The organism is Rufibacter roseolus (assembly GCF_017916365.1).
Classification (GTDB): domain Bacteria; phylum Bacteroidota; class Bacteroidia; order Cytophagales; family Hymenobacteraceae; genus Nibribacter; species Nibribacter roseolus.
Genome location: NZ_JAFMSU010000001.1, coordinates 656,766 through 683,390, shown reverse-complemented (window position 1 = coordinate 683,390; position 26,625 = coordinate 656,766). Strand labels below are relative to the sequence as shown.

General features: G+C 52.7%; 22 protein-coding genes, 2 tRNA genes and 1 pseudogene. 9 read left to right on the top strand and 16 right to left on the bottom strand.

Going from position 1 to position 26,625, the window contains the following annotated elements; translation table 11 throughout:
- Positions 1-35 precede the first annotated feature (35 nt).
- Both J3P35_RS02880 and J3P35_RS02875 read left to right on the top strand, forming a co-directional pair.
- On the top strand, positions 36-392 hold the full coding sequence (locus tag J3P35_RS02880; protein WP_210462855.1) for a hypothetical protein: 357 nt from the start codon (positions 36-38) through the stop codon (positions 390-392).
- Positions 389-1,342: a phosphodiester glycosidase family protein gene (locus tag J3P35_RS02875; RefSeq protein WP_210462852.1), complete on the top strand. Its 954-nt coding sequence runs from the start codon at positions 389-391 to the stop codon at positions 1,340-1,342. The genes J3P35_RS02880 and J3P35_RS02875 overlap by 4 nt, the downstream gene beginning before the upstream one ends.
- Before the next feature lie 108 nt (positions 1,343-1,450).
- On the opposite strand, the gene J3P35_RS02870 is transcribed toward J3P35_RS02875, so the two are convergent.
- A complete protein-coding gene (locus J3P35_RS02870; RefSeq protein ID WP_066830613.1) occupies positions 1,451-1,759 on the bottom strand; it encodes an ArsR/SmtB family transcription factor in 309 nt (102 codons plus the stop codon).
- A 104-nt stretch (positions 1,760-1,863) separates the two neighbouring features.
- Here J3P35_RS02870 and J3P35_RS02865 point away from each other — a divergent pair, with 104 nt between their 5' ends.
- Both J3P35_RS02865 and J3P35_RS02860 read left to right on the top strand, forming a co-directional pair.
- A complete protein-coding gene (locus J3P35_RS02865) occupies positions 1,864-2,937 on the top strand; it encodes an anhydro-N-acetylmuramic acid kinase (RefSeq protein ID WP_210462849.1) in 1,074 nt (357 codons plus the stop codon).
- A gap of 495 nt (positions 2,938-3,432) precedes the next feature.
- On the top strand, positions 3,433-4,659 hold the full coding sequence (locus tag J3P35_RS02860) for a Glu/Leu/Phe/Val dehydrogenase dimerization domain-containing protein (protein WP_210462847.1): 1,227 nt from the start codon (positions 3,433-3,435) through the stop codon (positions 4,657-4,659).
- A gap of 174 nt (positions 4,660-4,833) precedes the next feature.
- Here J3P35_RS02860 and J3P35_RS02855 read toward each other — a convergent pair whose 3' ends face one another.
- The gene (locus J3P35_RS02855) at positions 4,834-5,202 is read right to left on the bottom strand and encodes a hypothetical protein (RefSeq protein ID WP_210462846.1); all 369 of its coding nucleotides are present in this window, start codon (positions 5,200-5,202) and stop codon (positions 4,834-4,836) included.
- Positions 5,203-5,274: 72 nt separating this feature from the next.
- Here J3P35_RS02855 and J3P35_RS02850 point away from each other — a divergent pair, with 72 nt between their 5' ends.
- Positions 5,275-6,387 carry a mechanosensitive ion channel family protein gene (locus J3P35_RS02850; RefSeq protein ID WP_210462844.1) on the top strand — a complete coding sequence of 371 codons (1,113 nt, stop codon included), beginning with the start codon at positions 5,275-5,277 and terminating at the stop codon, positions 6,385-6,387.
- Positions 6,388-6,764: 377 nt separating this feature from the next.
- On the opposite strand, the gene J3P35_RS02845 is transcribed toward J3P35_RS02850, so the two are convergent.
- A complete protein-coding gene (locus J3P35_RS02845) occupies positions 6,765-7,586 on the bottom strand; it encodes a tellurite resistance TerB family protein (protein WP_210462841.1) in 822 nt (273 codons plus the stop codon).
- 115 nt (positions 7,587-7,701) lie between these two features.
- On the bottom strand, positions 7,702-8,877 hold the full coding sequence (locus tag J3P35_RS02840; RefSeq protein WP_210462839.1) for a serine hydrolase domain-containing protein: 1,176 nt from the start codon (positions 8,875-8,877) through the stop codon (positions 7,702-7,704).
- Between the two features lie 395 nt (positions 8,878-9,272).
- On the opposite strand from J3P35_RS02840, the gene J3P35_RS02835 reads away from it, so the two are divergent.
- Together J3P35_RS02835 and J3P35_RS02830 are read left to right on the top strand one after the other, a co-directional pair.
- Positions 9,273-9,347 (top strand) — tRNA-Val (locus J3P35_RS02835).
- 83 nt (positions 9,348-9,430) lie between these two features.
- A tRNA-Val gene (locus J3P35_RS02830) sits at positions 9,431-9,505 on the top strand.
- 95 nt (positions 9,506-9,600) lie between these two features.
- Here the strand turns inward: J3P35_RS02830 and J3P35_RS02825 are convergent.
- A complete protein-coding gene (locus J3P35_RS02825; RefSeq protein ID WP_210462837.1) occupies positions 9,601-10,740 on the bottom strand; it encodes a phosphatase PAP2 family protein in 1,140 nt (379 codons plus the stop codon).
- A gap of 611 nt (positions 10,741-11,351) precedes the next feature.
- Here J3P35_RS02825 and J3P35_RS02820 point away from each other — a divergent pair.
- Both J3P35_RS02820 and J3P35_RS02815 read left to right on the top strand, forming a co-directional pair.
- Positions 11,352-12,389 (top strand): sensor histidine kinase, encoded by a 1,038-nt coding sequence (locus J3P35_RS02820; protein ID WP_210462835.1) that lies wholly within the window; start codon positions 11,352-11,354, stop codon positions 12,387-12,389.
- Positions 12,382-13,077: a LytR/AlgR family response regulator transcription factor gene (locus tag J3P35_RS02815; RefSeq protein ID WP_210462833.1), complete on the top strand. Its 696-nt coding sequence runs from the start codon at positions 12,382-12,384 to the stop codon at positions 13,075-13,077. The genes J3P35_RS02820 and J3P35_RS02815 overlap by 8 nt, the downstream gene beginning before the upstream one ends.
- A gap of 142 nt (positions 13,078-13,219) precedes the next feature.
- On the opposite strand, the gene J3P35_RS02810 is transcribed toward J3P35_RS02815, so the two are convergent.
- From J3P35_RS02810 to J3P35_RS22085, 11 genes and pseudogenes are all read right to left on the bottom strand, one after another.
- The gene (locus tag J3P35_RS02810; RefSeq protein WP_246849917.1) at positions 13,220-15,784 is read right to left on the bottom strand and encodes a lectin-like domain-containing protein; all 2,565 of its coding nucleotides are present in this window, start codon (positions 15,782-15,784) and stop codon (positions 13,220-13,222) included.
- Positions 15,785-15,988: 204 nt separating this feature from the next.
- Positions 15,989-16,330 (bottom strand): annotated as a pseudogene (locus J3P35_RS22245) (discoidin domain-containing protein); the annotation flags it as partial.
- 960 nt (positions 16,331-17,290) lie between these two features.
- On the bottom strand, positions 17,291-17,677 hold the full coding sequence (locus J3P35_RS02805; RefSeq protein WP_210462829.1) for a hypothetical protein: 387 nt from the start codon (positions 17,675-17,677) through the stop codon (positions 17,291-17,293).
- Positions 17,678-17,690: 13 nt separating this feature from the next.
- Positions 17,691-18,269: a heme NO-binding domain-containing protein gene (locus tag J3P35_RS02800; protein ID WP_210462827.1), complete on the bottom strand. Its 579-nt coding sequence runs from the start codon at positions 18,267-18,269 to the stop codon at positions 17,691-17,693.
- Between the two features lie 223 nt (positions 18,270-18,492).
- Complete coding sequence (locus J3P35_RS22240; protein ID WP_394371267.1) at positions 18,493-18,588, bottom strand: hypothetical protein; 96 nt, start codon at positions 18,586-18,588, stop codon at positions 18,493-18,495.
- A gap of 37 nt (positions 18,589-18,625) precedes the next feature.
- Positions 18,626-19,432: a PepSY domain-containing protein gene (locus J3P35_RS02790; RefSeq protein ID WP_210462823.1), complete on the bottom strand. Its 807-nt coding sequence runs from the start codon at positions 19,430-19,432 to the stop codon at positions 18,626-18,628.
- A gap of 99 nt (positions 19,433-19,531) precedes the next feature.
- On the bottom strand, positions 19,532-20,851 hold the full coding sequence (locus J3P35_RS02785; protein WP_210462821.1) for an efflux RND transporter periplasmic adaptor subunit: 1,320 nt from the start codon (positions 20,849-20,851) through the stop codon (positions 19,532-19,534).
- Positions 20,848-22,200, bottom strand: a complete 1,353-nt coding sequence (locus J3P35_RS02780; protein WP_210462819.1) for an efflux RND transporter periplasmic adaptor subunit — start codon at positions 22,198-22,200, stop codon at positions 20,848-20,850. The genes J3P35_RS02785 and J3P35_RS02780 overlap by 4 nt, the downstream gene beginning before the upstream one ends.
- Positions 22,178-23,431, bottom strand: coding sequence for a TolC family protein (locus tag J3P35_RS02775; protein ID WP_210462817.1), 1,254 nt, complete (start codon positions 23,429-23,431; stop codon positions 22,178-22,180). The genes J3P35_RS02780 and J3P35_RS02775 overlap by 23 nt, the downstream gene beginning before the upstream one ends.
- Complete coding sequence (locus tag J3P35_RS22090) at positions 23,418-25,310, bottom strand: efflux RND transporter permease subunit (protein WP_210462815.1); 1,893 nt, start codon at positions 25,308-25,310, stop codon at positions 23,418-23,420. The genes J3P35_RS02775 and J3P35_RS22090 overlap by 14 nt, the downstream gene beginning before the upstream one ends.
- Complete coding sequence (locus tag J3P35_RS22085; protein WP_210462813.1) at positions 25,303-26,580, bottom strand: efflux RND transporter permease subunit; 1,278 nt, start codon at positions 26,578-26,580, stop codon at positions 25,303-25,305. The genes J3P35_RS22090 and J3P35_RS22085 overlap by 8 nt, the downstream gene beginning before the upstream one ends.
- Positions 26,581-26,625: the final 45 nt, after the last annotated feature.

Below are 26,625 nucleotides of genomic sequence, written 5' to 3'. Positions count from 1 at the left end.
GCGTCCCGATTTTCTTTTTGCGGATACCCTGAACGATGTTTCTGCTGCAGGCCATTGTAGGGGCAATCCCTTATGGTTGCCCTTTAGCGTTTGCCCCGGTGTTAGGGCAACCACAAGGGATTGCCTTAACATTTTTGACCTGTTTTTCTACCGCCTCTATTGCTGTTCAAATGCGTCCTAGTGCATCGGAGAGAATTCCCCTCCTTGGAGGGGTAGGGGTGGGTCTCTGTTTCAAGCCGCTTTCACTCGCCATTGTTGGTGTTATCACCAACAACCCAAACGGCGCCTGCTACTCTCAAAGGGAAACCACCACACCCATTTTGAGCCGCTTTTCAGAAAATGAAGGCAGAAACAGAGAATCTGACAAGCTAGACTTTATCTTGGCGCGATGAAAAAGCTGCTCCCCCTCCTACTCTCGGTCTACTTGTCTTTTCCGGGTTTTGCGCAAGTGAAATGGTTTCCTTCCCTTGAACATCAAACGGGACTTCCTACCTCGGTGAAAGTATTCACCACCTCAGATTCTCTGGACGGCAAACCGTTTAGAGCCTATTATTTGGAGGCAGACCTCAAAGACCCCAAACTAGAGATCGTGGCCAGGGTTGGCAACGGCCAGCGCTTTACGCCCAAGCAGTACTATGAGCAGGAAACCGGCAACGTGCTGGCAGTAGTGAACACCACCTTCTTCTCCTTCGCAGACAACAGCAACCTGAACCTGGTCATCAACAACGGCAAGGTCCTGGCCCCGCAGGCGCCGGTTAGGCGCAAGAACCCCAACGGCCCGGATACGCTCACCTATCACCCCACTACGGGCGTCATCGGGTTTTTCCGGAACCGCACCGCCGATGTGGCCTGGGCATACAATGTGGGCAAGAAGAAGAAAACCATGGAATTAGCGGCACCTTATGCTGCCGGAACCAATGGACAGCCGGCGCCGGCACCTTCCAGGCGCACCGCCAGGCACATGAAACGCTGGAAACCGCAAACCGCCGTAGGTGGCGGGCCGGTGCTGGTGCAGGATGGCAAAGTACATGTCACCGCTCAGGAAGAGATGCGCGGCGGCGCCAGTTTCATCGGGCCCAATCCGCGGACGGTGATGGGCTATACCCCAGACCAGAAACTGATTATCTTGATGGTTGAAGGCCGCAACAAAGGCATTGCCGAGGGGGCAAGTTTAGACCAGTTGGCACAACTGATGGTGAGCCTGGGCTGCCGTGAGGCCGTGAACCTTGACGGCGGCGGCTCCAGTGCGCTGTACGTGAAAGGAAAAGACACCATCAAGCCTTCAGACAAAGAAGGACAGCGGCCATTGCCGGCCGTGCTGGTGCTCAAATACAAGGAGTAGGGGATAAGCCTAAAAAATTAAAACCGTTTCTGGCCTACTTTCTTGAAAACAGGCTGGAAACGGTTCCGGGAATACTTACTTGACGGGGGAAACTAGCAGAAGGGAATGTTACAGGTCGCCGCAACACTCCTCCAGGCAGTCAATCACATCAATCAGCTTAGGGATGGAGAGAGAATAATAGATCTTGGTGCCAACCTTGAAAGACGAGAGCACCCCCTTGTCTTTCAGCGTGATCAAGTGCTGTGAGGCAATGGCTTGCGGCAAATCCAGGTATTGGTAGATCTCCGTCACAGTCATCTTGTCTTCCTTACCCAGAAGATCCACGATGGCCAACCTTTTTGGGTGCGCCAATACCTTCAGCATTGAGGCAGCCTTATCAATCTTCTTAGATTCCACTCTGGATAATAAACTTTTCATAAGGACACACAAAAATCAATACTACAATAGACGCGTCTCCGCGCCTTTAAACCCGCCCTGCAACCCGTTTTGCTTCATACCTGAACATTACGTTACTTTAACGCATGGCGACTTACCATGTTATAGGTATTATGTCGGGCACTTCGTTAGACGGAGTTGACTTGGCTTATTGCAGATTTACGTATAATGATGACAATTGGATATATAAAATACTTAATACTGAAACAGTTCCATATTCAAATATTTGGGAACAGCGCCTAGCGGGCCTCACAGAGGTTTCGGCGGCTGAAATAATCGCCACAGATCGGGCCTACGGGCACTATCTGGGCGAGCTCACCAAAGACTTTGTCACGAAAAATAATTTGGCGGTTGACTTCATCGCCTCGCACGGCCACACGGTTTTCCACCAACCCCAACTGCACATTACCTTTCAAGTAGGCAGCGGCGCCTACCTGGCAGCCGAGGCCGGTTTGCCCGTGGTCTGCGACTTCAGAACCCTGGACATTGCCCTGGGCGGACAAGGCGCCCCGCTCGTACCCATCGGGGACCGACTCCTGTTCTCTGAGTATGACTTCTGCCTGAACCTGGGTGGCATCTCCAACATCTCGCAGGAAGGCCCAAATCACCGCGTGGCTTTCGATATCTCCTGCTGCAACATGCTCCTGAACCCTTTAGCCGAGCAACTGGGCCAACCCTATGATAAAAACGGCGACCTCGCCCGCACCGGCCAGTTTGACCAAGCCCTCTTCGATCAACTCAACGAGCCCGCCTATTTCACGGCTCCTTTTCCCAAATCAATAGGGAAAGAGTGGGCCGATTCCCACAGCCTTAAAACACTGCAGGACTCTAACGCCTCGGTGCAGGACAAATTACACACCGCTTGTCACCACATTGCCTGGCAAATAGCCCAATCGGTGCGGCGCTACACGCCTCAAGGCCGGGGCAAACTGCTGCTTACTGGCGGAGGCGCCTTCAATTCTTTCCTGGTGGAGCAGATCAGGTATTACCTGGGTCCCAACTTTGAGGTAGTGGTGCCTGAGCCCGAGCTGGTCAACTTCAAAGAGGCCCTCATCTTCGCGTTCCTGGGCGTATTGCGCTGGCGCCAGGAACCCAACTGCCTCCGCAGCGTCACCGGCGCCCGCCACGACAACTGCGGCGGCGCCATCTACTGGAACTGACGTTTCGGGGCCGTTTTAGGAAAAATAGGTGCAAAACGTGATTCCGAGGCTCTCGCCTCACGGAAGTTGCAAACTGCCGGTCATTTTGGGTCCAAGTCACAGACTTGAACCATGTCATATGTAGAAGACGCTCGCAGGTTTTCAAAACCTGTGAGGTCTGGGGCGTTCCTCCTAGGACATTCCCAATTCCAGCCTTTCGGTGGAGCGCCTTGTCAGGTTCCGGTGCCGAAGGCATTGCGACTGAAAGGAGCAAAGGAAGCTGGCGCAGCGCGAGGCCGGAAGGCGGGGCCTCGCGGCCGTGAGCGCACGGAGCCTTGCGATGAAACAATAAAGCTTATGAGCTAACGCAAACTGCAGAGCCACGCCAGCGAAAGCGGACTACGAAAGCCCAAAGCAACAGGGTACCCTTATATAGCATCAGCAAAACTTAAAATTCCCATTAGGCTAACAAGCGTTATCCTGTACCTTTGCGGGAGAACGCAACCCCTAACCATTATGAAAGACCTCCTCGCCAAATTTGAGAACAAGCGCCCTGAAATCGTTTTTGAGTGGAAAGATGCCGAGACTGAGGCCGAGGGCTGGGTGGTCATCAACTCCTTAAGAGGCGGGGCAGCCGGCGGAGGGACGCGCATGCGCAAAGGGCTGGACAAACGCGAGGTGGAATCTCTGGCCAAAACCATGGAAGTGAAGTTCACGGTATCGGGACCCGCTATTGGCGGCGCTAAATCAGGGATCAACTTTGACCCGGCCGATCCCAGAAAGCAGGGTGTGCTGGAGCGTTGGTACCGGGCGGTGTACCCACTGCTCAAGAACTACTACGGCACCGGCGGTGACCTGAACGTAGACGAGATTCATGAAGTAATTCCCATCACCGAGGAATACGGCTTGTGGCATCCGCAGGAAGGCATTGTGAACGGTCACTTCAAGGCCACCGAGCCGCAGAAGATAAACAAGCTTGGTCAGTTACGGCAAGGGGTAAGCAAGGTGCTGGAAGATGCGCACTACTCCCCTTCCCTTTCCCGCAAATACACCGTAGCCGACATGATCACCGGGTACGGCGTGGCTAAAGCGGTAGCGCATTACTATGAACTGTGGGGCGGCGAGCTGCAAGGCAAGCGCGCCATTATCCAGGGCTGGGGGAACGTGGGCGCGGCAGCCGCTTACTATCTGGCGGCGGAAGGCGTAAAAATCGTGGGCATCATTGACCGCGTGGGCGGCCTCATGAAGGAAGATGGCTTCTCGTTTGACGAGGTCAATGCTCTGTTCCAGAACCGGGTGGGCAACACTTTGACGGCGGAGAACCTCATCCCTTTTGAGGAGGTAAATAACCGCATCTGGGATCTGGAGGCCGAGATCTTCATCCCGGCGGCGGCCTCCAGGCTGGTGTCTACTGAGCAGATAGAACGCATGAAGCAGCACGGCTTGGAGGTGATTTCCAGCGGGGCCAACGTACCATTCAAGGACCCGGAAATTTTCTTCGGGGCTACGGGCGAGTTCGCTGACCAGCAGGTGTCCGTCATCCCAGACTTCGTAGCCAACTGCGGCATGGCGCGCGTCTTTGCCTACCTCATGGAGCAGGACGTGGAAATCACCGATGAAGCCATCTTCACCGATATTTCTCGCACCATCAGACAGGCGCTGGAGAAAGCCAATGAACGCAATCCTAAGAAAACCGAGATCGCGAAGACTTGCTTTGAGATCGCTTTGAGCCAGTTGCTGTAAAGACCTGAACAGGCTAGCCAGTGCATCTGCTGCCTGGCTTAGAATCATAAAGGAACACCCCAGCCGTTTTGTCCTTGATTTAATAAAATCGGGTTAAAAGCGGCTGGGGTGTTTGGCTTTTGCTTAATATCTAGATATTCTTGGCAGACGAGGATTATGCCCAAGCTTTCTTTCTTACTGTTTCTTGAAGCCGGCGGCCAGTAGTTTGGCTACGTCCTGCTCCGCCACCCTTACTTTGAAGGTGCGGCCAGTGGGGCAAGAACAGGCAGCGCAGGTGATCAGATCGGCGGGAGCCGGCGTCATGTCTACCTCCAGCACCGTGAATCCTTGGTCTTGTACGTACTTTTTCACGCAGACTTTTACGTCTGGGTTGTTGTTGCAGTAGCCCCAGGGGTTATTGTTGCACTGCAGCTCGCTGTAAACTAACCATTGCCCCGTGGAGATACCACCACTCTCTTCCGTGGTCTCAGACGGAATCTGGCAGGCCACTGCGTTGAGAAACAGGCCCAGGGCAAAAATCTGGAATAAGATTTTTCGTTTCATAGATTTGCTGGTTCATTTACAAGATGACCCTTGCGCCCGTGTTTTGGTTGCAAGCCGCTTTAACTTTTATAGATGCAAGAGCAAGTTTCAGATATCCTTAGGTTCGTTTTCCTGGGCAACACCGTACAGCAGTACCTCATTTTTGTGGGCATTATGCTGTCTGGCTTCCTGTTCAAAACCGTAGTCTCGCGGCTGCTTTCCACCATTCTCTTCCGGGGCATCATCAAGCGCATCAACCAGGATGTGACCAAAGAAGAGTTCAAGCGCCTGCTGGTGACCCCGCTGGAGGTGCTCACGTTCCTGGTTTTCCTTTACATTGCCTTTGACCGTCTCAACTATCCGCCGGAACTGGGTTTACCGGGCAAGGAGGAACTGGGCCTCAAGCGTATTCTACGACGCATTTACAGCATTTTTCTTATCTGTTCGCTTACGTGGGTGATCCTGCGGCTGGTGGATTTCATCGGGATGATGTTCTCTAAACGTGCAGCCCGTACACTCTCAAAGCTGGATGACCAACTGGTGCCGTTCTTCGTGGATTTCTCCAAGGTAATCATCGTGATTATCGGGTTCTTCGTGATCCTGGGTACGGTGTTCAAGGTGAACGTGGCGGGTTTGGTGGCCGGTCTGGGAGTGGGTGGTCTGGCCATCGCGTTTGCCGCCAAGGAAAGCCTTGAGAACCTGCTGGCCTCCTTTACCATTTTCCTGGATCACCCCTTTGTGGTAGGCGATCTGGTGCAGGTGGGCGAGATTACCGGCACCATTGAGAAAATAGGCTTTAGAAGTACCCGCATCCGGACGCTGGAGAAAAGCTACGTGACGCTGCCCAACAAAAGCATGATTGACAAGCCTCTGGACAACCTCACGCTGCGCACCTTCCGGCGGGTGAAATTTGACCTCACGCTTACCTACAGCACCACCTCAGAGCAACTGAAAGCCATCGTGGCGGATATCCAGCACCTCATAGACGCCTATCCGCGCACAAACCAAGATGGCCGCGTGCGCTTCTTCAACCTGGGTCCGCACTCCAAAGACATCATGGTGCTCTACTTCATTGACACCCTGGACTATGACCAGTACATTGACGTGAAAGAGGAAATCAACTACCAGATTGTGGAGATCGTGGAAAAACACGGCGCGGAGTTCGCCTTCCCAACGCAAACGGTTTACATGAAACAGGAAGCGTAGGAGATTTGGAGATGTGAAGATTGGGAAATTTGAAGATGTGAAGATTGGGAAATTTGAAGATGTGAGGATGATTTAATGTAGGGGCAATCCCTTGTGGTTGCCCTTGCGCCTGGGTCTTGGTTGTTGGTGATAACACCAACAATGGCTGGCTAAGGAGTAGCAGGGCTAGTTTCCCCTGTAGCATCACCTCGTTACCGTGTAACGAGGATACATTTTAATCCTGTAGCGACGTTACACTGTAACGTCGTACGCATTGCCACTTTGCTTCACGACTTTGTTATTATCACCACCAATGGCAAAATAAAAACCCCTGTTTCAGTACCGATTTCCAAAAATTGGCACTGAAACAGGGGTTCTGCTTTTATCTGGAAATCAGCTTACCAGCCGGTGCCTCTGCGGCCTCCGCCCAGGATACCACCCAGCAGACCGCCTAAGCCGCCACTGCCCATGCCGCTGCCGTAACCTCTTCGGCCGCCCAGGCCACCCAAGATAGAGGCCATGGAGCCCAGGCCGCCCATCCGGCCACCGCCGTACATGCCGCCGCTCATCATTCCGCCGCCTAGCAGACCACCTAGCAAACCTCCCATACCGCCTCCCATCATACCGCCTCCCATCATGCCGCCACCATAGCCGCCGCGGCGGCGGTTCATCATACCGCTGATGACCATGGGCGCCAGGATACCCAGCATACCGGTCACCATGCCTGGGGAGATGCCCGAGTTCTTGAACATATCACCGAAGCCGCTCTTGCTCATGAAAGATTGCGAGGTAGGGTCTTCGCCTTGCTGTTGCGCCTGGTTGGCCTTGTCCACAAACTGGTCCAGGATACTGAACTGCTTCTGGTCAATGCCCAGGTATTTGCCTATCTCGGCAATGCGCTGCTGCTCATCGGCGGTGTATTGGCCGTCAGATTTCGCGAAGCTGATGATATCGGTGATGAAGGAAAAGCGCAGCGGACTGCCTTTGAGTACATCCAGGCAGCGCTGCAGGCTTATCTGCGAGGGGTTCTTGGCGATAGAGACTACCTCCTGCTGCAGGTTCTCGGGCAACTCCGCGGCTTCGCCCAGCAGTTGCAAAAAGGTTAGCTCTTCTTCTGACACATGTCCGTCGGCCGAGGCAATGGTGGCCAGCGCGCCCAGATAAGCGCCTTTTTCCTGATCTGAGTACTCCTTGAGAAGCGTGGTGGGTTGTTCAGCCATAGTTTTTTTGCGTTGGTGTAGAATAACACAAACGACAAGGCTAAAAACGAGTTGGCGTTTAAGGGCGGTTTTCTCTAAAACAGCCCTTAAACGCCAACCCAATACTCTCTCTTTTCTACTGCTTTACCGCGGCTATGATGCGCTTGAAAAGCTCATCGCCGTTGGTGCCGTGCCAGCGCCAGACCACCACCAGGTCATGCTCCGGGTCTACCCAGATGGTGTTGGAACCCGCCCCCAAGGCCGCAAAACTGGTGGCCGGCGCGTTGGGCCACTGCTTTTTCTGAGTGTTCAGCCACCAGAGGTAACCGTAATCTGGCCCGTGCGGACCAGGGGTGGTGGCTTCCTTCACCCATTCTTTGGATACGATCTGCTTGTTTTTCCATTTGCCCTGCCGCAGGAACAGGTAGCCAAAGCGGGCCTCGTCGCGGGTGTTGATCCAGAGACCGCCGCCCCAGCGGGTACCGCCGCTCACGCTGGGCAACTGTTTGCCGTCCACGTCCACCACAGAGTTCCGGTACGGCAGGTACTGCCACGTCTCCGAGGCGCCAATTGGGTCCATGACTTTCTCTTTGAGCACCTGGGGCAGGGGCTTTTTCCAAAGCCGTAGCAAAGACAGAGAAAAACGGTTTATGCGCACGTCGTTGTACTCATAGAAAGTGCCGGGCTCTTTCAACTCCCGCGGTTTGCGCTCGCCGCTGCCAAATTCCTCTTTGCCCACAAAGGTGTGCGTCTTCCCGAAGAGCTCTCCCTCCCACTCGCTCGTCTGCTGGGCGTGGTGCTGCCAGGTAATCTTGCGGTTGTGCTCAGAGTCGTAGCCGCCGTCTTTGATGTATTGGCCCACCGGATCGTGGATGTCCTTGATCATGCCCTTGTCCAAGGTGATGCCCAGGATGGTAGACAGAAAACTCTTCGCGATGCTGTAGGTTGGGTCCACGCTTTTGGTATCACCCCACTCGGCCACAATGTAGCCGTGCCGCAGGATGATGCCGTTGGTGCCCGCCCGGCTTGAGGGGATTGGCCCCAGCAGCTTCCCGAAGACTTCTTCCTGGTTGGAGAAATCACGCGGCCACTTGGTTTCCTGCGTCTGGGCGTACAGCACCGCCTGAGACAGCAGCTCGGGGTCCATGCCTACCTGCTCAGGGGTACGCTTTTCCCAAGCATCGCCTTTCCCTGGGTAATAGACTTTGGCGTTTGCCGATGCGGTTTGGGAGCTGGTGGTACTGGTATTGCTCTGGCAGGCGGAAAAGACCAGGAATACCAAGGAGAGCCACGGACGGAAATACTTTTTCATGAAGGCAGGTGCGTTCGTTTTCAGCTTATTTTCGGGAAAATACGACAAAAACGGTTCACTCCTCTTTTCGGCCCAAAGGTAAAATTATCCCTCTGAACGTAGGCAATGGCTTGCTGCTGGCCTGAGAACTTGGCTAAACAAGCTCTCAGGCCAGCCAGATTTTTCCAGCCTTTACCCTACCGCCGGAGATATGGAAAGAAATTTTCACCCTCTTATCATTCTCCTGCAAGCGTTAGTAGCTTCTTGCAAATGAATGTTTTAACCTTCATTTCAGAAAGGCATCGCCACCTGTCGCATAAATTTTTATCTACTTTTTTGAGCCAGCATTTGGTGATTAAAATTCTACCTGCCATATTTGCATCATCAAACGGAGACAACAGGTCTTCTACCGATAAGGGATGTTAGCTCAGCTGGTTCAGAGCATCTGCCTTACAAGCAGAGGGTCGCTGGTTCGAATCCAGCACGTCCCACTAAGGAAAACCTCTCCTTCTAGAGAGGTTTTTTTATGGAGAGATTACCCTTGAAGACACGCGGTCTTCAACACCACAAGTTTGGGATGTTAGCTCAGCTGGTTCAGAGCATCTGCCTTACAAGCAGAGGGTCGCTGGTTCGAATCCAGCACGTCCCACTTAAGTAAAAAGCACTTATCAGGTTTGCCTGGTAAGTGCTTTTTCGTTTTAAGGCCATTTTCTGGCTTTTGCCCTCAAACTGAGTTGCGGCAGCTCATTTTCCTTTCCAGCTCTTCAGGCTTACTGGCTCCTGTTTCTGCATCAAAGTTTCCACTACATATCTGCCCAGTTCTCTGCCCATGGCCAGGCCTACCTCATTGTCTGACCGGAAGTGGATGCCGGCGTAGAACCTTGAATCGGCGCAGTCTTTGGCCAGTTTCCGGAAATGTTCCGCATCGGCGGGAAAGAAGTATGACAGTACCTCGCATGACGTGGAGGCCGCTGCCGCATGACCCGATGGATAACCGGGGAAGGGCGGCGTGGAGATCAGGGGCTTGTAGGTGGAGTCATATTGGTTGGGCCTGATGCCCCAGTAGGCGTACTTGGCATCCATAATGGCGATGGCTGCGTCATGGTAGCCAGTACTCAACACACAGTAAATGCGGGCTGCTGCCGGGGCGTCATCTTGGAGGCGGTACTCAAACATTTTCTTGCTGGCCAGATCGGTCCAGAGGTCTCCGCTGTTGGCCCAGAAATAGGCGGTGGCGGCAGATTTGAACGTCTGCTTGAATTCTTTCATTTCCTTCATCTCGGCGGCGAAGTCTGGGGGAGCGGGTGGCCTGAACTGGTTAGCCGACTTCAGCACCAGGGGCACATAGGAAACCAGGTTGATGCCCACCGGGTACTTGCCGGTCCATTTCTTAGGGTCTTTGTTCACATCGCCCTTCCAAACCGTGGCCGAGCCGTCTTGCTTCGCCTTTTCTATAACCTGTTTGGCCACCTCTTCGCCCAGCTTCCAGCCGGCTTCCACATCGCTGGGGAACTGCACGCCCGCATCTATGCGCGACTGGGCCGCGACCCGCCCCAGTTGTAGAATGGAATCGGCTTTGGCCGGGAAGAAATAGGCCAGCACGTGGGCGGCCGCGGCGGCCGTTACCGTGTGCTCACAGGGGTAAGAAAAAGTTTGTGGTGCGGTGATGGCAGGCTTCAGCGAAGGGTCTACCTGGTGGGGACGTTTCCTTTGGTGTTTGGCTTTCTCGCGCCAGGCCAGCACCGTGGCGTCATAGATGGCCATGTTCATCCACGCTGAGGGCATCCTTAACGCTACTTCAAACTTCTGGGCGGTTAACTCGGGCACCAGCTGGTTCCAGCGGTAGGCCGGGGCACCCGCATCCCAGTATTTAATCGTCTTCATTTTTGCCTCGTCTAGTTTAGCCACGCGCTGTTTCACGGTGCGCAGTTCAGCTTTTAACGCCGCTGACGAAGGGGGCGGAAGTACGGTTATTTGCTGCTCCCTATCCAGCAACCAGGTATTCCAGTTGGCTGCCTCATAACCTGAAGACTGGGAGAAACACGGAAAGAGCACCCCATTGGCGAAGAACAGGGTAAAAAATAGGAGCCTAAATTTTCTGTGAGGATTTGTGAGGTGCATAACGGTTAGACTAAATGAGTTGGGCTAAAAAGTTTGCGCAGTTTGACTCCGTTTTTACATATAGAAACTTATATATTGAAACGGATTCCTGGTGATCAGCTAGAGCTCCCGGGGATGATGACACAAGGATATACAATAAAACTGAAGGCAAAAGCGGCCGTCAACAGACAGCACGCTTTGGTCAACAAACAACGTTTTTAAGCCGATTAGCAGAAAACAGCCCCAAAACAAAAGAGCGTATTTCTTAATAAGGAGAAGCGTTCGGAACACAGCCCATTGACCTTGACCGGTTGTCTGTGCGCGGCAAACCACCTTCTATAGACAGCCATAAGAACGGATTCAGATTTACCGAAATAAATCCCATAATTAGCAGCATGAAGAAAACACTGGATAAAAAGCGGGTGACACTCTATGCGGGCATAGGGCTGGTCTTTCTGTTACTCTGGCTGTTTTCTGACCTGGCCAAGAACCCCGATTCCTTTGGGCAAAGGGCGCTGAATAACATCTGGCGGGTGAGTTATGTGGTGGTGCTCAACTACGTGCTGTTTGAGTTTACCCTGGCCCGGCTAAGCTGGAAAAGGATCTTCAGCTCGCTGTTTCTCTTTGTGGCCCACATCATGCTTTACTCCTGGGGTTTGTATGCCTGGCGGTTCATAGGCATCCAGCTGGGGGTATACACTGCGTTGAAGACCTTTCCCTCGGCAGAAGCAGGGGCCACGGAGCAGATGGGGTTCAGCGTGATGTCTATCTTCTTCTTCGGTGTAATCAGGCACATTTATGACTTTATTCAACTGAAGCATGCCGCCCAGCAACTGCGCATTGAAAAGCAGGAGGCCGAGCTCAACTACCTCAAGTCGCAGACCAACCCGCACTTTCTCTTCAATACCCTGAACAACATCTATTCCCTGGCCCGCGATAAGTCTGATTTGGCTCCGGAGTCCATTCTGCGGCTTTCCAAGATCCTGAGGTTTATGCTATATGAGGCCGGCGGCTCCTTTGTTGCCATAGAACAGGAACTGAAGATCATCAGCGACTACCTCGCCCTGGAGCAGTTGCGTTACGATGAGACTTTGCGGGTCAATTTCAACTATGACGTGGAAGACATGAAGCAGGCCCTGCCTCCTTTGCTGCTCATGCCGCTGGTGGAGAATGCGTTCAAACACGGCGTGTCTGAGACCAGGAACCAGCCCTTCGTAGACATCCATCTATCGGTGAATAAGCGGCAGCTGGCGTTTATCGTAAAGAACTCTACAGAGGCATCTTCAGAAGAAAGACCGGTGAAAGAGAACATCGGGCTTTCCAACCTCAGGCGGCAACTGGAACTGCTTTACACAGATTACAGCCTTTCTGTGCAACCCGGTGACTATGTGTTTACGGCAACTTTGAAAATAAACCTCGCCAGCCATGTCTAACATCAAGTGCATCATAGTGGAAGATGAGCCCCTGGCCGTGAAAATCCTGGCCGATTACGTGTCGCAGGTGCCGTTCCTGGAACTGCAGGGAACCTTCAAAGACGCAATCCTGGCCACCGATTACCTGCGCGACCATGCCGTGGACCTTATCTTCCTGGACATCCACCTGCCTAAACTGAAAGGCATGGCTTTCCTGAAAACGCTCGCCAATCCGCCGGAGGTCATTATCACCACGGCCTACCACCAGTACGCCGTGGAGGGGTTCAACCTGAACGTCACTGATTATCTCCTGAAGCCTATTGAGTTTGAGCGGTTCCTGGTAGCGGTGAATAAAGTAAAAACCGCCCATAAAGATAAACCGGGCACTCCCGCCGTTCCCCAGGAAGCCAAAGACTATCTGTTCCTGAATGTGCAGAAGAAGAAGGTGAAAATCCTGTTCTGTGATATCCTGTACATAGAAAGCCAGAAAGAATACATCAAGCTGGTCACTACCAAAGGAGAATACCTTTCCAAGATGAGCACGCATGAGATTGAGACGCTACTGCCGGCTCATCTTTTCAAAAGGATTCACCGCTCATTCATTGTGTCTAAAAACAAGATAGACTCTTATACCATGGAGGAGGTAGAGGTGAATGGCGTCTCCATCCCTATAGGGCGGGGCTACCGAGATGTGCTGGCGGAACTGTAATGCTGGCGGATATATTTCCGTTTCTCTATCCGGCAGGTTCCTGCTTTTGAATAATCCCGAAACTACAATCACGAAGCTTATCCGGTAAACAAAAAGGCCGCCCCAGCAGGACGGCCTTTCTTAATAATATATAGTCTGTTGCTTACTGCTTCACCACGCGCACCACTCCTTTGCCCGCAGCGGTTTGCACCTGAATGCAATATACGCCAGCTGCTTGACCGGCTAAGTCTAGTTCAATATCACCGGCATTTACCTCCACCTGTTTCTGAAACACGACGCGTCCATTGACATGGAGCAGGGTGACAGTGGCAGTTCCGGCAGGCAGATCCGCAGAAACCAACACCACTTTACCCAACGTGGGGTTTGGATAGGCGGCCAGGAAGGCTCTAGCTATAGCCCCTTGTGCTTTTACTGAAATAACTTTAGAATACTCCGATTTGCCATTATAATCTACCTGCTTGAGACGGTAGTAAACAGTTCCGGCCGGGGCAGAAGCAGTCATAAAATTGTAGTTCTGCATCACGTTGGTGGTGCCGTTGCCGGCTACCTTCCCTACGCTGGTAAATGTTCTACCATCCAGACTCCGCTCTACCAGGAAGTAATCGTTGTCTTTCTCTGAAGCTGTGGCCCACGTTAGGGCTACGTTAGACCCTTTGGGGGTTGCCTTGAAGCTAATTAGTTCTACCGGTAACGGGGTGTTGAGGTCTGAGCTGCGGAAGGCGTAGTTCACGGAGGACCCGGTAGGCTCTTCGCCATAAGACTGGGTGTCCATTAGGTCTACCAAGCCATCTGCATCTGAATCTCTGTAGTAAATGGCACTTTTAGGGCTCAGGAAGTTAAGCCTCTTATCACTGGCGTATGCCATCCAGGCCGGATACCCATTAGCTTCTTTTGTTGCCGTATACATGCTGGAGTTTCCTGATCTGGTCCGGAAATCTGCGGCTAACTGCAGGAAATCATCTGAAGACTTACCGTCCTTATTTTTGTCAAATGCTTCCACAAAATCAAGGAAGCTGTCTCCGTCACTGTCAAGATCCAGGAAGTCTGGGCTTTCAATGCCGCCTGAGTTAACTGGAACCAAGGCTTTACCCCCAGTAGCGTTGGCATCAAACGCATCGTCAATTCCGTTTTGGTTTAGGTCTGCTTTTTTGGCAGCGAGCATGCCATCCTTCGCCTGCGCTTCCAAATTATCTGGCAATCCATCGCTGTCAGCGTCAATGTCAAGGAAGTTCATTAAACCATCCTGATCAAAGTCTCCATTGGCAAGCGGGGTACTGGCCACTATATCACTGATGCCATCCCAGTTATGATCATTCTGGAACATGTAGGCGACACTGTACTGGCCAACAGAAGTCATGCTGGAAGGCAGTACCCCATTGTTTGCCTCAATGGCATCTACAATTCCATCACCGTCTGAGTCAAGGTCCAAGGCGTTGGGAATTCCATCACCATCTTTATCTCCGTTGGGCAATGCATTAGACTGCACCGCATCTACCATTCCGTTGCGGTTTACATCCGTAGTACCAGTTACAAAGGAAGCAGGATACTGGCCGTTCGCCTGCATGTTGTCTGGCAGGTTACCATTATTAGCCTCTACTGCATCGGGGAGGCCATCATTGTCTGAGTCAAGGTCCAACACATTGATGATACCGTCTCCATCCTTGTCCATGCTGGCAACCACACCTTTGCTATTCAGGGAGCTACCTACACTAGCAGCGTAAACCGGGTCTTTATAGTTGGCTAAATCGTCTGCGTTATGGTCTGCGAATGGATCTGCACCACCAGACTCTGCAGTGTTGGATATACCATCATTATCGCTGTCCATGTCTGTGCTATTCGCAATCCCGTCCCCATCAATATCCAGCGGGGTAAAGTTAATCTCAGACACTATGTGCTGGTTTACGCTTGACCCTGTACTGGCAGAGTATCCGAAGTATACAATAGGATCATCCCCAAAAACGGTTTTCACCAAGTCTGCTGTATAGGAAGTCCGTAGACTATTGTCAAAGTACACTGACATTTTTTTAGTGTCCTTATCCCAGATAATTCTCACTAAGTGGTCTACCCCATCCTCCACGTTTACCGGAGCACTTGCAGTACCTTTCATAGGTTTAACAGTCCATGGAGAGGTGGCATTCCCTTCAATCTCCCTCACAGGGGTTCTCTCCTCGCCACTCAGGAAAATGGCCAAATGGTCATAGTTTGGTTCAATCGCTGCATTGTTTACCTCTGTATTCTGCCAAGTATCGAACTCCACTACAACAGATGGGGAAATACCTCCAGACCTGGGATTGGTGGTACTGCTTCCATGTCCTACGCCCAAACCTTCTCCTGTGGCACCGTAGGCAAACAAAGGATTGCTACCATGGCGCTGCAATGCGAAAGCGATACCATCTGCTCCGCCATCTGCCGTTCCCAAGTTAGCCTTGAAAGAAATCTCAAAGGATTTAGACAAGTCAACAGGAGTAGTTCTCCAAACTTCACCTCTTTTGTTGGCAGAGGCCTCTGTTAACCTGTAGTTGTTGTCTCCTAGTTTGAAGGCTTCGTTGTTGACTTGAAATACATCATCATTGATGTTAATTTGTACACCTGCGGTAAGGTTTGTGCTTCCATTAAAGCGTACGGTAGTTGAATAGGTGCCAACTGTTACCGGATTGTTATTTACAGTAATGTTCCCATTCGCGTTTAGTGTTAGGAAATCAGGCAAGGGATTAGCACCCGTTGCAATTGTAGCGCTACTGATTTGGCCAGTGTTGAGGGTTGCTTTCGCTAACTCTGTTCCGTTTTTCAGCGAGTATATGGAGTAATGCTGGGAGATATAACTATACACTGGAGTTCCATACACTTGAAATTCCTGCAAAGAGTAGTAATATGTTTGGAAGAGAAAGGATGCCCTTTTTGCCGTTCCGTTCACTCTGACGTAACGTCCTGAAAAATTTAATCCAGTATAGTTGTTAGTAGCTGAACCATTATTTTCTGCAGTCCGCATAACCGTCCAGTTAACGTTGTCATTAGAAACCTGCACGGCAAAGTCAACTCCATAGTTATTGGACTCCCACAACAACTGCACTTGGGAAATATTATAAGTTTCGCCTAAATCGACTGTAAAGGACACTGTGTTGTTGTCCAAGCTTTGCCACCTGGTGGTTGTGTTACCGTCAACGGCATTGCTTGCCGGATAGGTGGAGTTAACCGAAGTGGCCGTTGCCGTTTTGCCAATAGCTACGTTTGTTTGTCCGAATGCCTGGGACATACCTGCGAACACCATCAATACTAATAGCAGAGCAGCAGCGGCTAGATTTGAAAAAAAGGTTTGTGCTGGAACCTTAACCACATCTTTGCTCTTCAAAGATTCTGTAGTCTCTTCTTGCTGTGTGTAAGACACTAATGAAGGTACTTGAGCAAAGGAGTTTATGCAGGAGGGGTACAAACGTTTCATGTATAGATATAATAGTATATAAATTCTTTTGTATTACTTAACTATCGTTTTGAACTTACGACACAATATTAGAAATGATATTTGTCAATTCTACACACTATACATTTATACTATTCTAATATATTAACATAATATTTTCTAAAACTCTATCTAAACACTTTACAAACAAAACATTTAAGTCCTATATATTTATTGAAAAAAGCTTATTAAAATCAGAATATCCACATTTCAGATTTTGTCTATGTCAAATTTTAACTATTGAATTTATCTGACATATATTCTCTTATATATTTAAAATTCTTTTTATAATTAAAATAATTTTTATAAAATTTATATAACCTTTTGTCAGTTTATCGGTATATGTAAAGTTTTACCTAAGCGTCACATAGGAAAATTAATATTCACCAGGGGCTGCCTAACTCATATCTAGCTAATTATAGGTTCCTGGAGCGCTAAACAAGAGGAATTACTGGCAATACAAGCTGAAAAGAACCTGAAATAGGCCATACAAACCTTGGCAATGCATTACTTAGCTTAGGGCCATATCGAACCATAGTTCACTTGCTGAAGCCGCTAGTAAGAGTATTTGGGAAGGGTAAGTTTAGGTTGCTCGCTCTGTTGTAAAGAGCCTCCAGAATGGCTCGGCCGCATTAATAGAGGTACCGAAATACTCAGGCACAGCGGGCAAAGGCGGCCTGCTGCTTATCTGGCCAGAGAGATAAAACAGAATGATACTGTAACTGTGTTTTTTTTTGACTGCAGTTACCCCTTCAGCTAGGTGATTGCTTGGTGGGAATGAGGAAACCCTTCATACTGGAAGGGTGGCGAGGTATGCATGAAAGTTAACTCTATAATCCTTTCACGGGAGATATTAGAGGAAATTATGCGAGCCAGCCTTTGAAGCCGGGAAGAACTCAGCCCTTTGATGAAATGGGAGAAGATAGGCAATAAAACCTCTTCAGGCACCTTTACCTGGGTTTGGGAGGCGTCTATCAGAAGTTTCTTGACATCGTAGCTTTTCACATGGTCCACCACTATGTCGTATGACCGCCTAACTTCAGTGAAGAGGCTGTTGTCAATCTGCGGCAAGGTCGCAAACATGATGTCCTCTGCAGGATCATAATGGATTTTCACAAACCCGTTTTCATAGATAATCATCATAGACCTGGCTTCATCATGACCGGTTCATGAAATCCACCACAATCTGAACCCTCTCGGCATGCGGTTCGGTGAGGCGTTTTACGCTCACCTCGTCGCTCTCATGGTAGTATTTGGCTATTCCTTTTATGATTCCTACAGCTACCCCAGCCATACGGCGCTTTGAATGATAGTCCACAATCAATCTGCTTGGCCCCTGCTTGGTCACCAGCAGTTTGGGTGGGGATGTCCTGCCATCTTCCTTCTTCACTGCGCCGTGCATGGCCTCCTCGGTGTTCAGCAGCATCTCATAGGTGCGCCACTCAGGCCTTACATATTTCTTGTACACCAGAAGCAAATCCGGAACCAGGAACTCACCATAGCTTTCCATCAGGTCGTAGACAGGGATACCGGTTGCCTCAGAGGCTTTGCCAACTATGTTGAACAGTTCATCAGTGGGATACATCTCGTGCATGTGGTAAGCCGTCCGCCCTACGCCTGCCGATTCTACCAGCCTTATCCAAGTGCTGTGATCATAGGCGTTTTCCACATACCGCTTCAGTAAAACAAAAATGGAACCATGCATCATGTCCTGCTTACCAATTTTCCCTTCCATGGTGTTTCTATTTTAAAATTCTTTCCTCTATTGAGCCGATTTTTCCGGTAGCCCCTACCTTCTTCCAAGCAGTGGTGATAGGTAGGTACTACCAGCTTCTTGAATGGGGCACCTCAATCTATCTTGTTGTTACAGCAGTAGAGGGGAATTTACTTTTATTTGCAAAACGGCTTTTCCCTGGCCATAGTTTTAGGTCAAACGCTGTTCCTGTCTTCGTTCAGGATTATGATCCGGATAAGTGGCCAGGAATGATTAACAGCGAGTATTTTACGGCGGGGAAATAAGTTCCTCCTATGATCACCTCTTTATCAAACGTCACGCTGGCTGTCTTGCGCGCGCCGGTTACCCACACCCACTCATAGGCCACCCGCCTTCTTTTTCACTTTCCGCATGGCAGAAGACGAGACGAAGTAAAGCACAAACCCAGACAGTACCGTTATCAGCCCGAAAAACGAAAAAGCCTTCAAAAGCAAATTCCCTATGTTATCGCGGGTTTGGAAATCCATGGTGTGCAGCATCCAGAGGAAGTCAAACATGCGCCACTGGTTGTGCCGGATGGCCTGGAAAGTGCCTAGTTCTGCGGAGACATACACCGTGCAGTTAGGCTCGCTGAAAGTAACAGCCCAAGCGGGCAGAGGCTTCTCACGGTATTCATGGTGGCCACTTACCTCGGCGAGGTACTCTACTTTCTCCACCTGGGCTGGTGCCACTACGTTATTTAAGGCGACTTGCACCGCAGTCTCCTTGTTGAGTGGCGCCATTAACTGGCCTGTAGTGGCATTGGCCAGTTGCACCTTACTGCTGGCAACTGCGTGTCCGCCGCCGTGCGCGTCACCTGGCTGCGCATTTTGGGTAGTATCTTCCTTGGAGTAGTAGCGAATCTGGTATGTGGGTAAACCCAACACCTCCACCAACTGAATGGAGTTGATCGAATCCACGTCGGTAGTGGCCTGTAGTTCCCTCAGGGGTATTTGCGGGGAAACCAGGTTCAGGGCGGCGGGCAGATACCTTTTCTCTTTCCGGAGGTGATCGCCGTGCACCTTGTCTATGTCATTCCAGCTGAAGTACAAGCCGCCTAGGGTCCAGAAAAGGAACTGAATGCCCAGAATAACCCCAAAATAGCGGTGGAACTTCCGGATATAGTAATGCCTGCTTCTTACCATGCCGGCAATTTACAACAAGAGACAGATTAGCCGCAGCGTTCATTGTTTTTATGGCTGTTTTCTGAAAACAAGCCCTAAAACAGCTTTGCTTTTACGTGGTTAGTGGTTGTGCCCGGCCATGGGGTCTGAGCCTTTCTTCAGCACATATTCACTGTAGAGCAGGTAAGCGCCCGTGACCACCACGGTGTCTTTCTCGGTAAGGCCGCTGGTAATGGCCACTTGGTTCGCGCTTTCCTCACCCAGGGTCACCATCTTAGACGTAAACGTATTCTTTCCCCTCTGCACCCAAACGTGCGCCCCTTTGGAGTCTCTGATCACGGCATCCAGCGGCAGGGTCAGGGCCTGGTTTGCCGCCGCCGGCAAGGTGATAGTGGCCTGGGTTCCCGGAATCAATCTTCCCTGCGGATTGGGCAAAGCTGCCCGTGCCACTACTACCTGGCTCCCCTGCCGGAACTCAGGGTTGATGAAGGATATCTTGGTTTTGATAGGAGAAGTGGCACCGGGCACGGTGACCTCCACCTGCGTACCTACCTTCAGTTGGTTTGCTTCCTGCGCGTACAGCTCCGCCTCGGCCCAGATACTCCCGAAACGGCTCAGCCGGTAAAGCGGACTTCCTTCGGCCACGTACATTCCCTCGGCGGCGGAGATCTCCGTCACGGTGCCCGAGGTGGGCGCCACAAACGTGATGCGGGTGTCAAACCGGCGGGTACGGCCAATGCGGTTGATTTGCGCGTTGGTAAGGCCCGATAGTTGCAGCTTTCTTTTAGAGGCGCTCAGGATAGAGGCAAACTGTTTCTCGCCGGGGAAGGCCTTCACCTGGTCCAGCGCCAATAGGTACTCCTGCTCCAGCGTGAGCAGCGTCTCGCTGTACAGGTCGTAGAGCGGTTGCCCTTTCCGGATGGACTGGCCCGTCTCCTTCACGTACAGCCTCTCAATACGGCCCGCCGCCCGGCTGCTGATCAGATCGGCCTGGGTCTGGTCCACCACCAATCTTCCCGTAAGCACCGTATTGCTGCCTACCTGCCCCATCTGGACGGGCCTCGTGGTGATGTTCCCTAACCGGATTTGGTTATCGCTGAGCATGATGGCACCCGTTTCTGAGCCGTTTTTCTGATTTTGCACCGGAACTAAGTCCATCCCGCAGATGGGGCATGAACCCGGCTGGTCCTCTGCAATCTGCGGGTGCATGGGACAGGTATAGGAGCTGGCCGTTTTGGCCTCGGTTTTTTGTTTCTGCACCGGAACCAGATCCATGCCGCAGACCGGACAGGAACCGGGCTCTTCTTCCACTATCTGGGGGTGCATGGGGCAGGTATAGGTGGTGCCCGCTTCGGCATGCTGGTGCTCGTCTTTGCCGTTACAAGCCACCACCAAAACGGCCAGCAACACGAAGAATAGGTTCTTTATTGATGTTCTCATCGGTTCGTATCCTCCACCCTGATAAAGCTTTCACTGTCTACCAGGAACTGTGCGTTTACCGCAATCACGTCCTGGGCCGTCAGCCCTTGTACAACTTCCACCCGTCCGTCGGCGCGCTGGCCCACCTGCACAGGAACCGGTTTAAACACGCCGTCCACTTTAAGGAAAGCCACAGATTGCGTACCGAGGTCCAACACAGCCTCCTTAGGAATCCACAGGGCCGAGCCGGTGCTATAGCTGGCTTTCCCGGTGATGACCTGTCCGATCAAGGCGGAATTTCCCTGCGCCGGCAAGGAGGCCCGCACCCGGGCGAAGTTCTCATTCGCCTCAAACACCGGCTCCACCAGCAGCACCGCAGACTGCAGCGTCTTCCCCGGCAACTGGTTGAAGGTGATGGTCACCGGCGTCCCTTTCTTGAGCTGCCCCACCAGGCCACCAGGCACGTTGAACTGCGCCCACACCTGCGAGGCGTCTACCACTTTGAGCAGGGCCTGCCCGGTGGTCACGTACATGCCCTCCCGGATGGCGAAGCCCCCGCCCTGCCCCGCCGCCGAAGAGGTGCTTGCGCCGGACGCTGCCCCTCCTGCGGGAGCCGCACCGCCCCCCATGCCGCCCATGCCATCTCCGCTACTGCCAGCAGCGGCAGCAGAAGGAGCCACGGTTGGCGCTGCGTTAACAGCAGGGTCCAGCACATAGCCATTGTAAGGACTGAACACCGGGAAAGTATAGGACTCCCGGCCCATTCTGGCCAGTTGCCTGATCTGTCCTTCGGTGGCACCTAAGAGCCGCAGCTTTTGCCGTGCACCTGAAATTAGCGCCGAGTTGCCGGGGTCATTCTGCAGGAGATAAAGGAGTTCTTTCTGGGCGGTCACCAGTTCGGGGCTGTAGATGTCGTAGAGCTTCTGGCCTTTGCGCACCGGCTGGTAGTTGAATTTCACGTACAGTTTTTCAATTCTGCCCCCAAAACGCGCCGGGATCATGTACTGGCGCCGCGTGTCATAGGTCACCACGCCGTTCATGGTGATTTCATTTTCCACCTTCTCCTGCACCGGGTGCGTGGTTTGGATGGAAGAAATCACCGTCTGATTCGCGGGTTGCAGCAAGTAGTTCAGGTCGGTTGGCACGGCGGCGGCTGGTGCGTTGGCGGTTTGTTTGGCTACCAGGTCCATGCCGCAGATGGGGCAGGAACCCGGTTTGTCCTGCACAATCTGCGGGTGCATGGGGCAAGTGTATTCCATGGCATGGGCCGCCTCGGTTCCCGTACCGTGCTTGTCTTTGCAGGCCGAGAAGGTGAACGGCAACAGCAGGATGACCAAACCCAGGAGCTTATTTTTCCAGTTCTTTCTCATAGTTCACACCAATCAGGTAAAGCTGTTCCAGGTTGTTGAGGTATTCCATTTGGGCCATGTTCAGGGCTTCCCAGGCGTCAATGACCAGGGGCAGCTGGCTTGTGTTCTGCTCGTAACTCAGGAGCGTGGTTTCATAGTTGCGCCGCAACGCCGGGATGATCTTCTTCTCGTAGTTCTGCACCTGGGTGCGTTTGGTCTGCAGCTCCAGCCCCATGCTGGCCACCATGTTGCGTGCTTCGTTGAGGAGGTTCTCGCGGCCTTTCTGCATGCCTTGTATCTCCAGGTTCATGGCCTTGAGGTTGGACTTGTACATCCTGGAAGACCAAGGCGCGATGGGAATGGAGACCATACCCATGAGCGTGTACACCTTCGGCATCATCTTGTCGCGGGGCATCATGTTCTCAAAACGTACCCCAAATTCCGGTTTCCGCTCCATGTTCTCCAGCCGTAGGTTGAGTTGCATGGACTCAATGGTGCGGTCTATCTGGCGCACATCGCTGCGGGCGGTGCTCAAAGCTGCGGTATCCGGTAAGGGCATCAACTCTGGAGTCTGCACGGTAGTGTCTATCCTGAAACGGGTTTCGGCGGGCAGGTTCATGAGCATGTTAAGCTGGAGGTTCTTCAGGATGATTTCGCTGTCAGTCATGGTGAGCATGTTTTCCACTTCGCCCAGGCGGCCTTCGGCTTTGTAGATACTGCCCAGGGAGCTTTGGTTATAAGGGTAGCGGACCTTGCTCAGCTTGAGCATGAACTGCATGATGCGCTGGCTTTCGCGCAGCACCGACTTTTTCTTCTCCAGCACCACCCACTGGTAATAGGCGGTTTTGGCCTGCGCCCTGAACTGGTTCATCATCACCTCGTGCTGCTCCTCCTCTATGGAGGCCCTGGATTGCAGGTACTTTTCCTTGGCCTTCAGCTTCGCCGGATTGGGGATGTCCTGTTCAATGGCGGTCATCAGCATGCCTTTATCGCGGTCTTCCATCACCGTCTGGCCCGGGTATGGCACCATGAACACCCCTGCACCCACCATGGGCGCCATCCAGCTTCGGGCACCTTTGGCAGATTCTTTCATCGCCTGGGTTCGCAGATCATGCTCCTGCAACATGAGGTTGTTGAGGTGCACGATATGGATAACGGTTTCCAGGGTATACACCTCCTGGGCCCTGGAACTGAGCGCTGACAGCAGCAACAGGCCGGCTAAAAGGTAGTTCTTATAGTTAATGCTTAACATCGTAGATCTCTAGTTTGCCGTATTTCTTCAGCTCGTATTCTTTGGTCATCTCAAACACCACGGGAGTCACCAGCAGAATGTGAATGGAAGAGGAGAATACCCCGCCAATCAAGGGCAGTACAATGGGCAGCATCACATCGGTGCCCACGCCGGTGGCCCACAGAATGGGAATCAACCCGAACAGCGAAACGGAAACGGTCATGATTTTAGGGCGCAACCGCTTGGCCGCCCCCTGGAACACATACTCCCGGATGTCCTGCTTGGTGATGGTCTGGCTGGAATTCCCCTTCACGGCGACCAGCTCGTTCATGGCTTCGTTCAGGTACACCACCATCAGCATCCCGGTCTCCACCGCCATCCCGAACAAGGCGATGAAGCCCACCGCCACGGCTACGGACAGGTTGATGCCGTAGAAGTACACAATGAACACGCCCCCTACTAGGGCAAAGGGAATGGTGATTAGGTTGAGCAACGCCTCCTTGAAGGATTTGAAAGAGAAGTACAGGATCAGGAAGATGATGACCAACACCAGCGGGATGATGATCTTCAAGGTCTGGTTCGCCCTGATCTGGTTTTCCCACTGCCCGCTCCACTCCAGGTGGTAGCCGTTGGGCATGCCCGTTACCTGCTGATTGATGGTGTTAATGGCTTCCTGCACGGTGCTGCCCAGATCGCGGTCCCGCACGTTGAACAACACGGCCCCGCGCAACTGCGCATTCTCCGAGGCGATCATGGGCGGCCCGTCCACAAATTTGACATCGGCCACGGCCGAGAGCGGGACGGTTCCCGCGGTCCCAGATTGGATGGGAATGCGGCGGATGCGGTCCAGGCTGTTGCGGTACTCCTGGGCCAGGCGCAGGTTAATGGAGAAGCGCTGGCGGCCTTCAATGGTGTTGCCAATGGTCATGCCTCCCAGCGCCGACTCCACAATACTGTTCACATCATCCACTGACAGGCCGTAGCGCCCCAGTTCCTCGCGCCGGGTCTGGATCTCCAGGTACCGGCCGCCGGTCACCGGCTCAATGTACAGGTCCTTTACGCCCTCCACCTTTTGCAGGGCATTGCGCACTTTCTCTGAGACCACCGCAATGGAATCCAGGCTCTGCCCGTAGACCTTCACGCCCACATCCGTCCGGATGCCGGTGGCCAGCATGTTGATACGGTTGATGATGGGTTGGGTCCAGCCGTTGATGACGCCGGGGATCTGCAGTTTCTGGTCCAGCTCCGCGATAATCTGGGCTTTGGTCATGCCCTCGCGCCACTGGGACTGCGGTTTCAGCTGGATGATGGTCTCGATCATGCTGATGGGCGAGTTATCCGTGGCGGTGCTGGCCCGGCCAGCTTTGCCCAACACCTGCTCCACCTCGGGCACCGATTTGATGATCTTGTCCTGCACCTGCAGAATGCGTTTGGCCTCAGCGTTGGAGATATCGGGCAGCGTCACGGGCATGAACAGGATGGAGCTCTCGTCCAGCGGCGGCATGAACTCTGAGCCTAGGCTCATGAGCATGGGAATACTCACCAGCAGCGCCAGCAGGTTAATCCCGATAGTGGTTTTCCGCCATTTGAGACACCAGCGCAGGATGGGGGCGTACACTCGTTCCAGCCCGCGGTTGATGGGGTTGGCGCTCTCGGGCTTGAATTTGCCTTTGAGCAGCAGTGACAGCAGCACGGGTGTCACGGTGATGGCCACAAAGGCATCCACAATCAGGATGAAGGTCTTGGTCCAGGCCAGCGGGCTGAACAGGCGTCCCTCCTGCCCCGTGAGCAAAAACACCGGCAAAAAGGAGGTGATGATGATGATGGTGCTCCAAAACACGCTGGGGCCCACCTGCCTGGAGGCTTTCTCTATGATGGTCAGTCGCGTTTGCTTATCCATTTTCTTCGGTTTGTTGGGCATCCGCTAGATGCCGGTAAGCGTTCTCCACCATTACAATGGCGTCATCCACAATCACCCCAATAGAGAGGGCAATACCGGTGAGCGACATAATGTTGGAGGTGATATCAAAAACATTCAACAGGATGAACCCAATGGCCACGGACAAAGGCAACTGGATGATGATGATGAGGGCACTGCGCCAGTGGAAGAGGAACAGAAACACAATGGCCGAGGCTACCAGCATCTCCTCAATAAGCGTGGTTTTGATGGAGTCCACCGATTCATTGATGAGCCCGCTGCGGTCATAGACAATGTTGAACTTCACACCTTTGGGCAGGCCCGTAGACACCTCCTCCATTTTGGCCTTCACGTTCCGGATGACCTCCTCGGCGTTCTCACCGTAGCGCATGACCACAATGCCACCTACCGCTTCGCCCTCGCCGTTGAGGTCAAAGATCCCCAGGCGGCTCTCGCCCGTCATCTGCACGGTGGCAATGTCGCGCACGCTCACCGGGATGGTGTTCTGGGTGGCGATGGGGATGTTCTCTATTTCCTCGGTTGATTTGAGATAGCCGGTGGTTTTGATGATGTACCCGATGTCGCTCATCTCAAACTTGCGGCCGCCGCTCTCATTGTTATTGGCCCGCACCGCCGCCATGACCTGCGGCACCGACAGGTTGAAATACGTCAGTTTGTTAGGGTCAAGGGTGATCTGGTACTGTTTCTGAAAGCCCCCAAACGAGGCGATCTCGCTCACGCCGGGCACGTTCTGCAGCGCGAACTTCACGTACCAGTCCTGCACGGCGCGCTGCTCGCCCAGGTCCATGTCCGGGGCCTCCAGCGTGTACCAAAGGATGTGGCCTACGCCGGTTCCGTCCGGACCCAGGGTAGGAATAGCACCTTCGGGGAGCAGACGGTTAGCGTAGTTCAGGCGCTCCAGCACCCGTTCTCGGGCCCAGTAGATATCGGTCTGGTCCTGGAAGATGACGTAGATGAAACTCATCCCGAACATGGAGACGCCCCGCACATATTTCACCTGGGGCATGCCCTGCAGGTTGGTCACCAACGGGTAGGTCACCTGGTCCTCAATAATCTGCGGACTACGGCCCATCCACTCGGTAAACACGATCACCTGGTTCTCTGATAGATCAGGGATGGCGTCTACCTTGCTGGTGGTCACCGAATACACGCCCCACCCGAACAGACCGGCCGCAATGAGTAGCACAATCACCCGGTTGCGGAGCGAGAAGGAAATTAAGTTGCCTATCATAGAATGATGGAATTATCCAGCCGGCGCCCGGTTCCCCTCACCCAA

Excerpts from the sequence above, each read along its gene's own strand:
- J3P35_RS02800 (WP_210462827.1), bottom strand. The coding sequence starts at position 18,269 with ATGGAAGGGAAAATTGGTAAGCAGGACATGATGCATGGTTCCATTTTT.
- J3P35_RS02860 (WP_210462847.1), top strand. The coding sequence starts at position 3,433 with ATGAAAGACCTCCTCGCCAAATTTGAGAACAAGCGCCCTGAAATCGTT.
- J3P35_RS02880 (WP_210462855.1), top strand. The coding sequence starts at position 36 with ATGTTTCTGCTGCAGGCCATTGTAGGGGCAATCCCTTATGGTTGCCCT.
- J3P35_RS02875 (WP_210462852.1), top strand. The coding sequence starts at position 389 with ATGAAAAAGCTGCTCCCCCTCCTACTCTCGGTCTACTTGTCTTTTCCG.
- J3P35_RS02805 (WP_210462829.1), bottom strand. The coding sequence starts at position 17,677 with ATGATGATTATCTATGAAAACGGGTTTGTGAAAATCCATTATGATCCT.
- J3P35_RS02825 (WP_210462837.1), bottom strand. The coding sequence starts at position 10,740 with ATGAAGACGATTAAATACTGGGATGCGGGTGCCCCGGCCTACCGCTGG.
- J3P35_RS02815 (WP_210462833.1), top strand. The coding sequence starts at position 12,382 with ATGTCTAACATCAAGTGCATCATAGTGGAAGATGAGCCCCTGGCCGTG.
- J3P35_RS02775 (WP_210462817.1), bottom strand. The coding sequence starts at position 23,431 with ATGTTAAGCATTAACTATAAGAACTACCTTTTAGCCGGCCTGTTGCTG.
- J3P35_RS02845 (WP_210462841.1), bottom strand. The coding sequence starts at position 7,586 with ATGGCTGAACAACCCACCACGCTTCTCAAGGAGTACTCAGATCAGGAA.
- J3P35_RS02865 (WP_210462849.1), top strand. The coding sequence starts at position 1,864 with ATGGCGACTTACCATGTTATAGGTATTATGTCGGGCACTTCGTTAGAC.
- J3P35_RS02840 (WP_210462839.1), bottom strand. The coding sequence starts at position 8,877 with ATGAAAAAGTATTTCCGTCCGTGGCTCTCCTTGGTATTCCTGGTCTTT.
- J3P35_RS02820 (WP_210462835.1), top strand. The coding sequence starts at position 11,352 with ATGAAGAAAACACTGGATAAAAAGCGGGTGACACTCTATGCGGGCATA.
- J3P35_RS22085 (WP_210462813.1), bottom strand. The coding sequence starts at position 26,580 with ATGATAGGCAACTTAATTTCCTTCTCGCTCCGCAACCGGGTGATTGTG.
- J3P35_RS02780 (WP_210462819.1), bottom strand. The coding sequence starts at position 22,200 with ATGAGAAAGAACTGGAAAAATAAGCTCCTGGGTTTGGTCATCCTGCTG.
- J3P35_RS22090 (WP_210462815.1), bottom strand. The coding sequence starts at position 25,310 with ATGGATAAGCAAACGCGACTGACCATCATAGAGAAAGCCTCCAGGCAG.
- J3P35_RS02850 (WP_210462844.1), top strand. The coding sequence starts at position 5,275 with ATGCAAGAGCAAGTTTCAGATATCCTTAGGTTCGTTTTCCTGGGCAAC.
- J3P35_RS02870 (WP_066830613.1), bottom strand. The coding sequence starts at position 1,759 with ATGAAAAGTTTATTATCCAGAGTGGAATCTAAGAAGATTGATAAGGCT.
- J3P35_RS02790 (WP_210462823.1), bottom strand. The coding sequence starts at position 19,432 with ATGGTAAGAAGCAGGCATTACTATATCCGGAAGTTCCACCGCTATTTT.
- J3P35_RS02785 (WP_210462821.1), bottom strand. The coding sequence starts at position 20,851 with ATGAGAACATCAATAAAGAACCTATTCTTCGTGTTGCTGGCCGTTTTG.
- J3P35_RS02855 (WP_210462846.1), bottom strand. The coding sequence starts at position 5,202 with ATGAAACGAAAAATCTTATTCCAGATTTTTGCCCTGGGCCTGTTTCTC.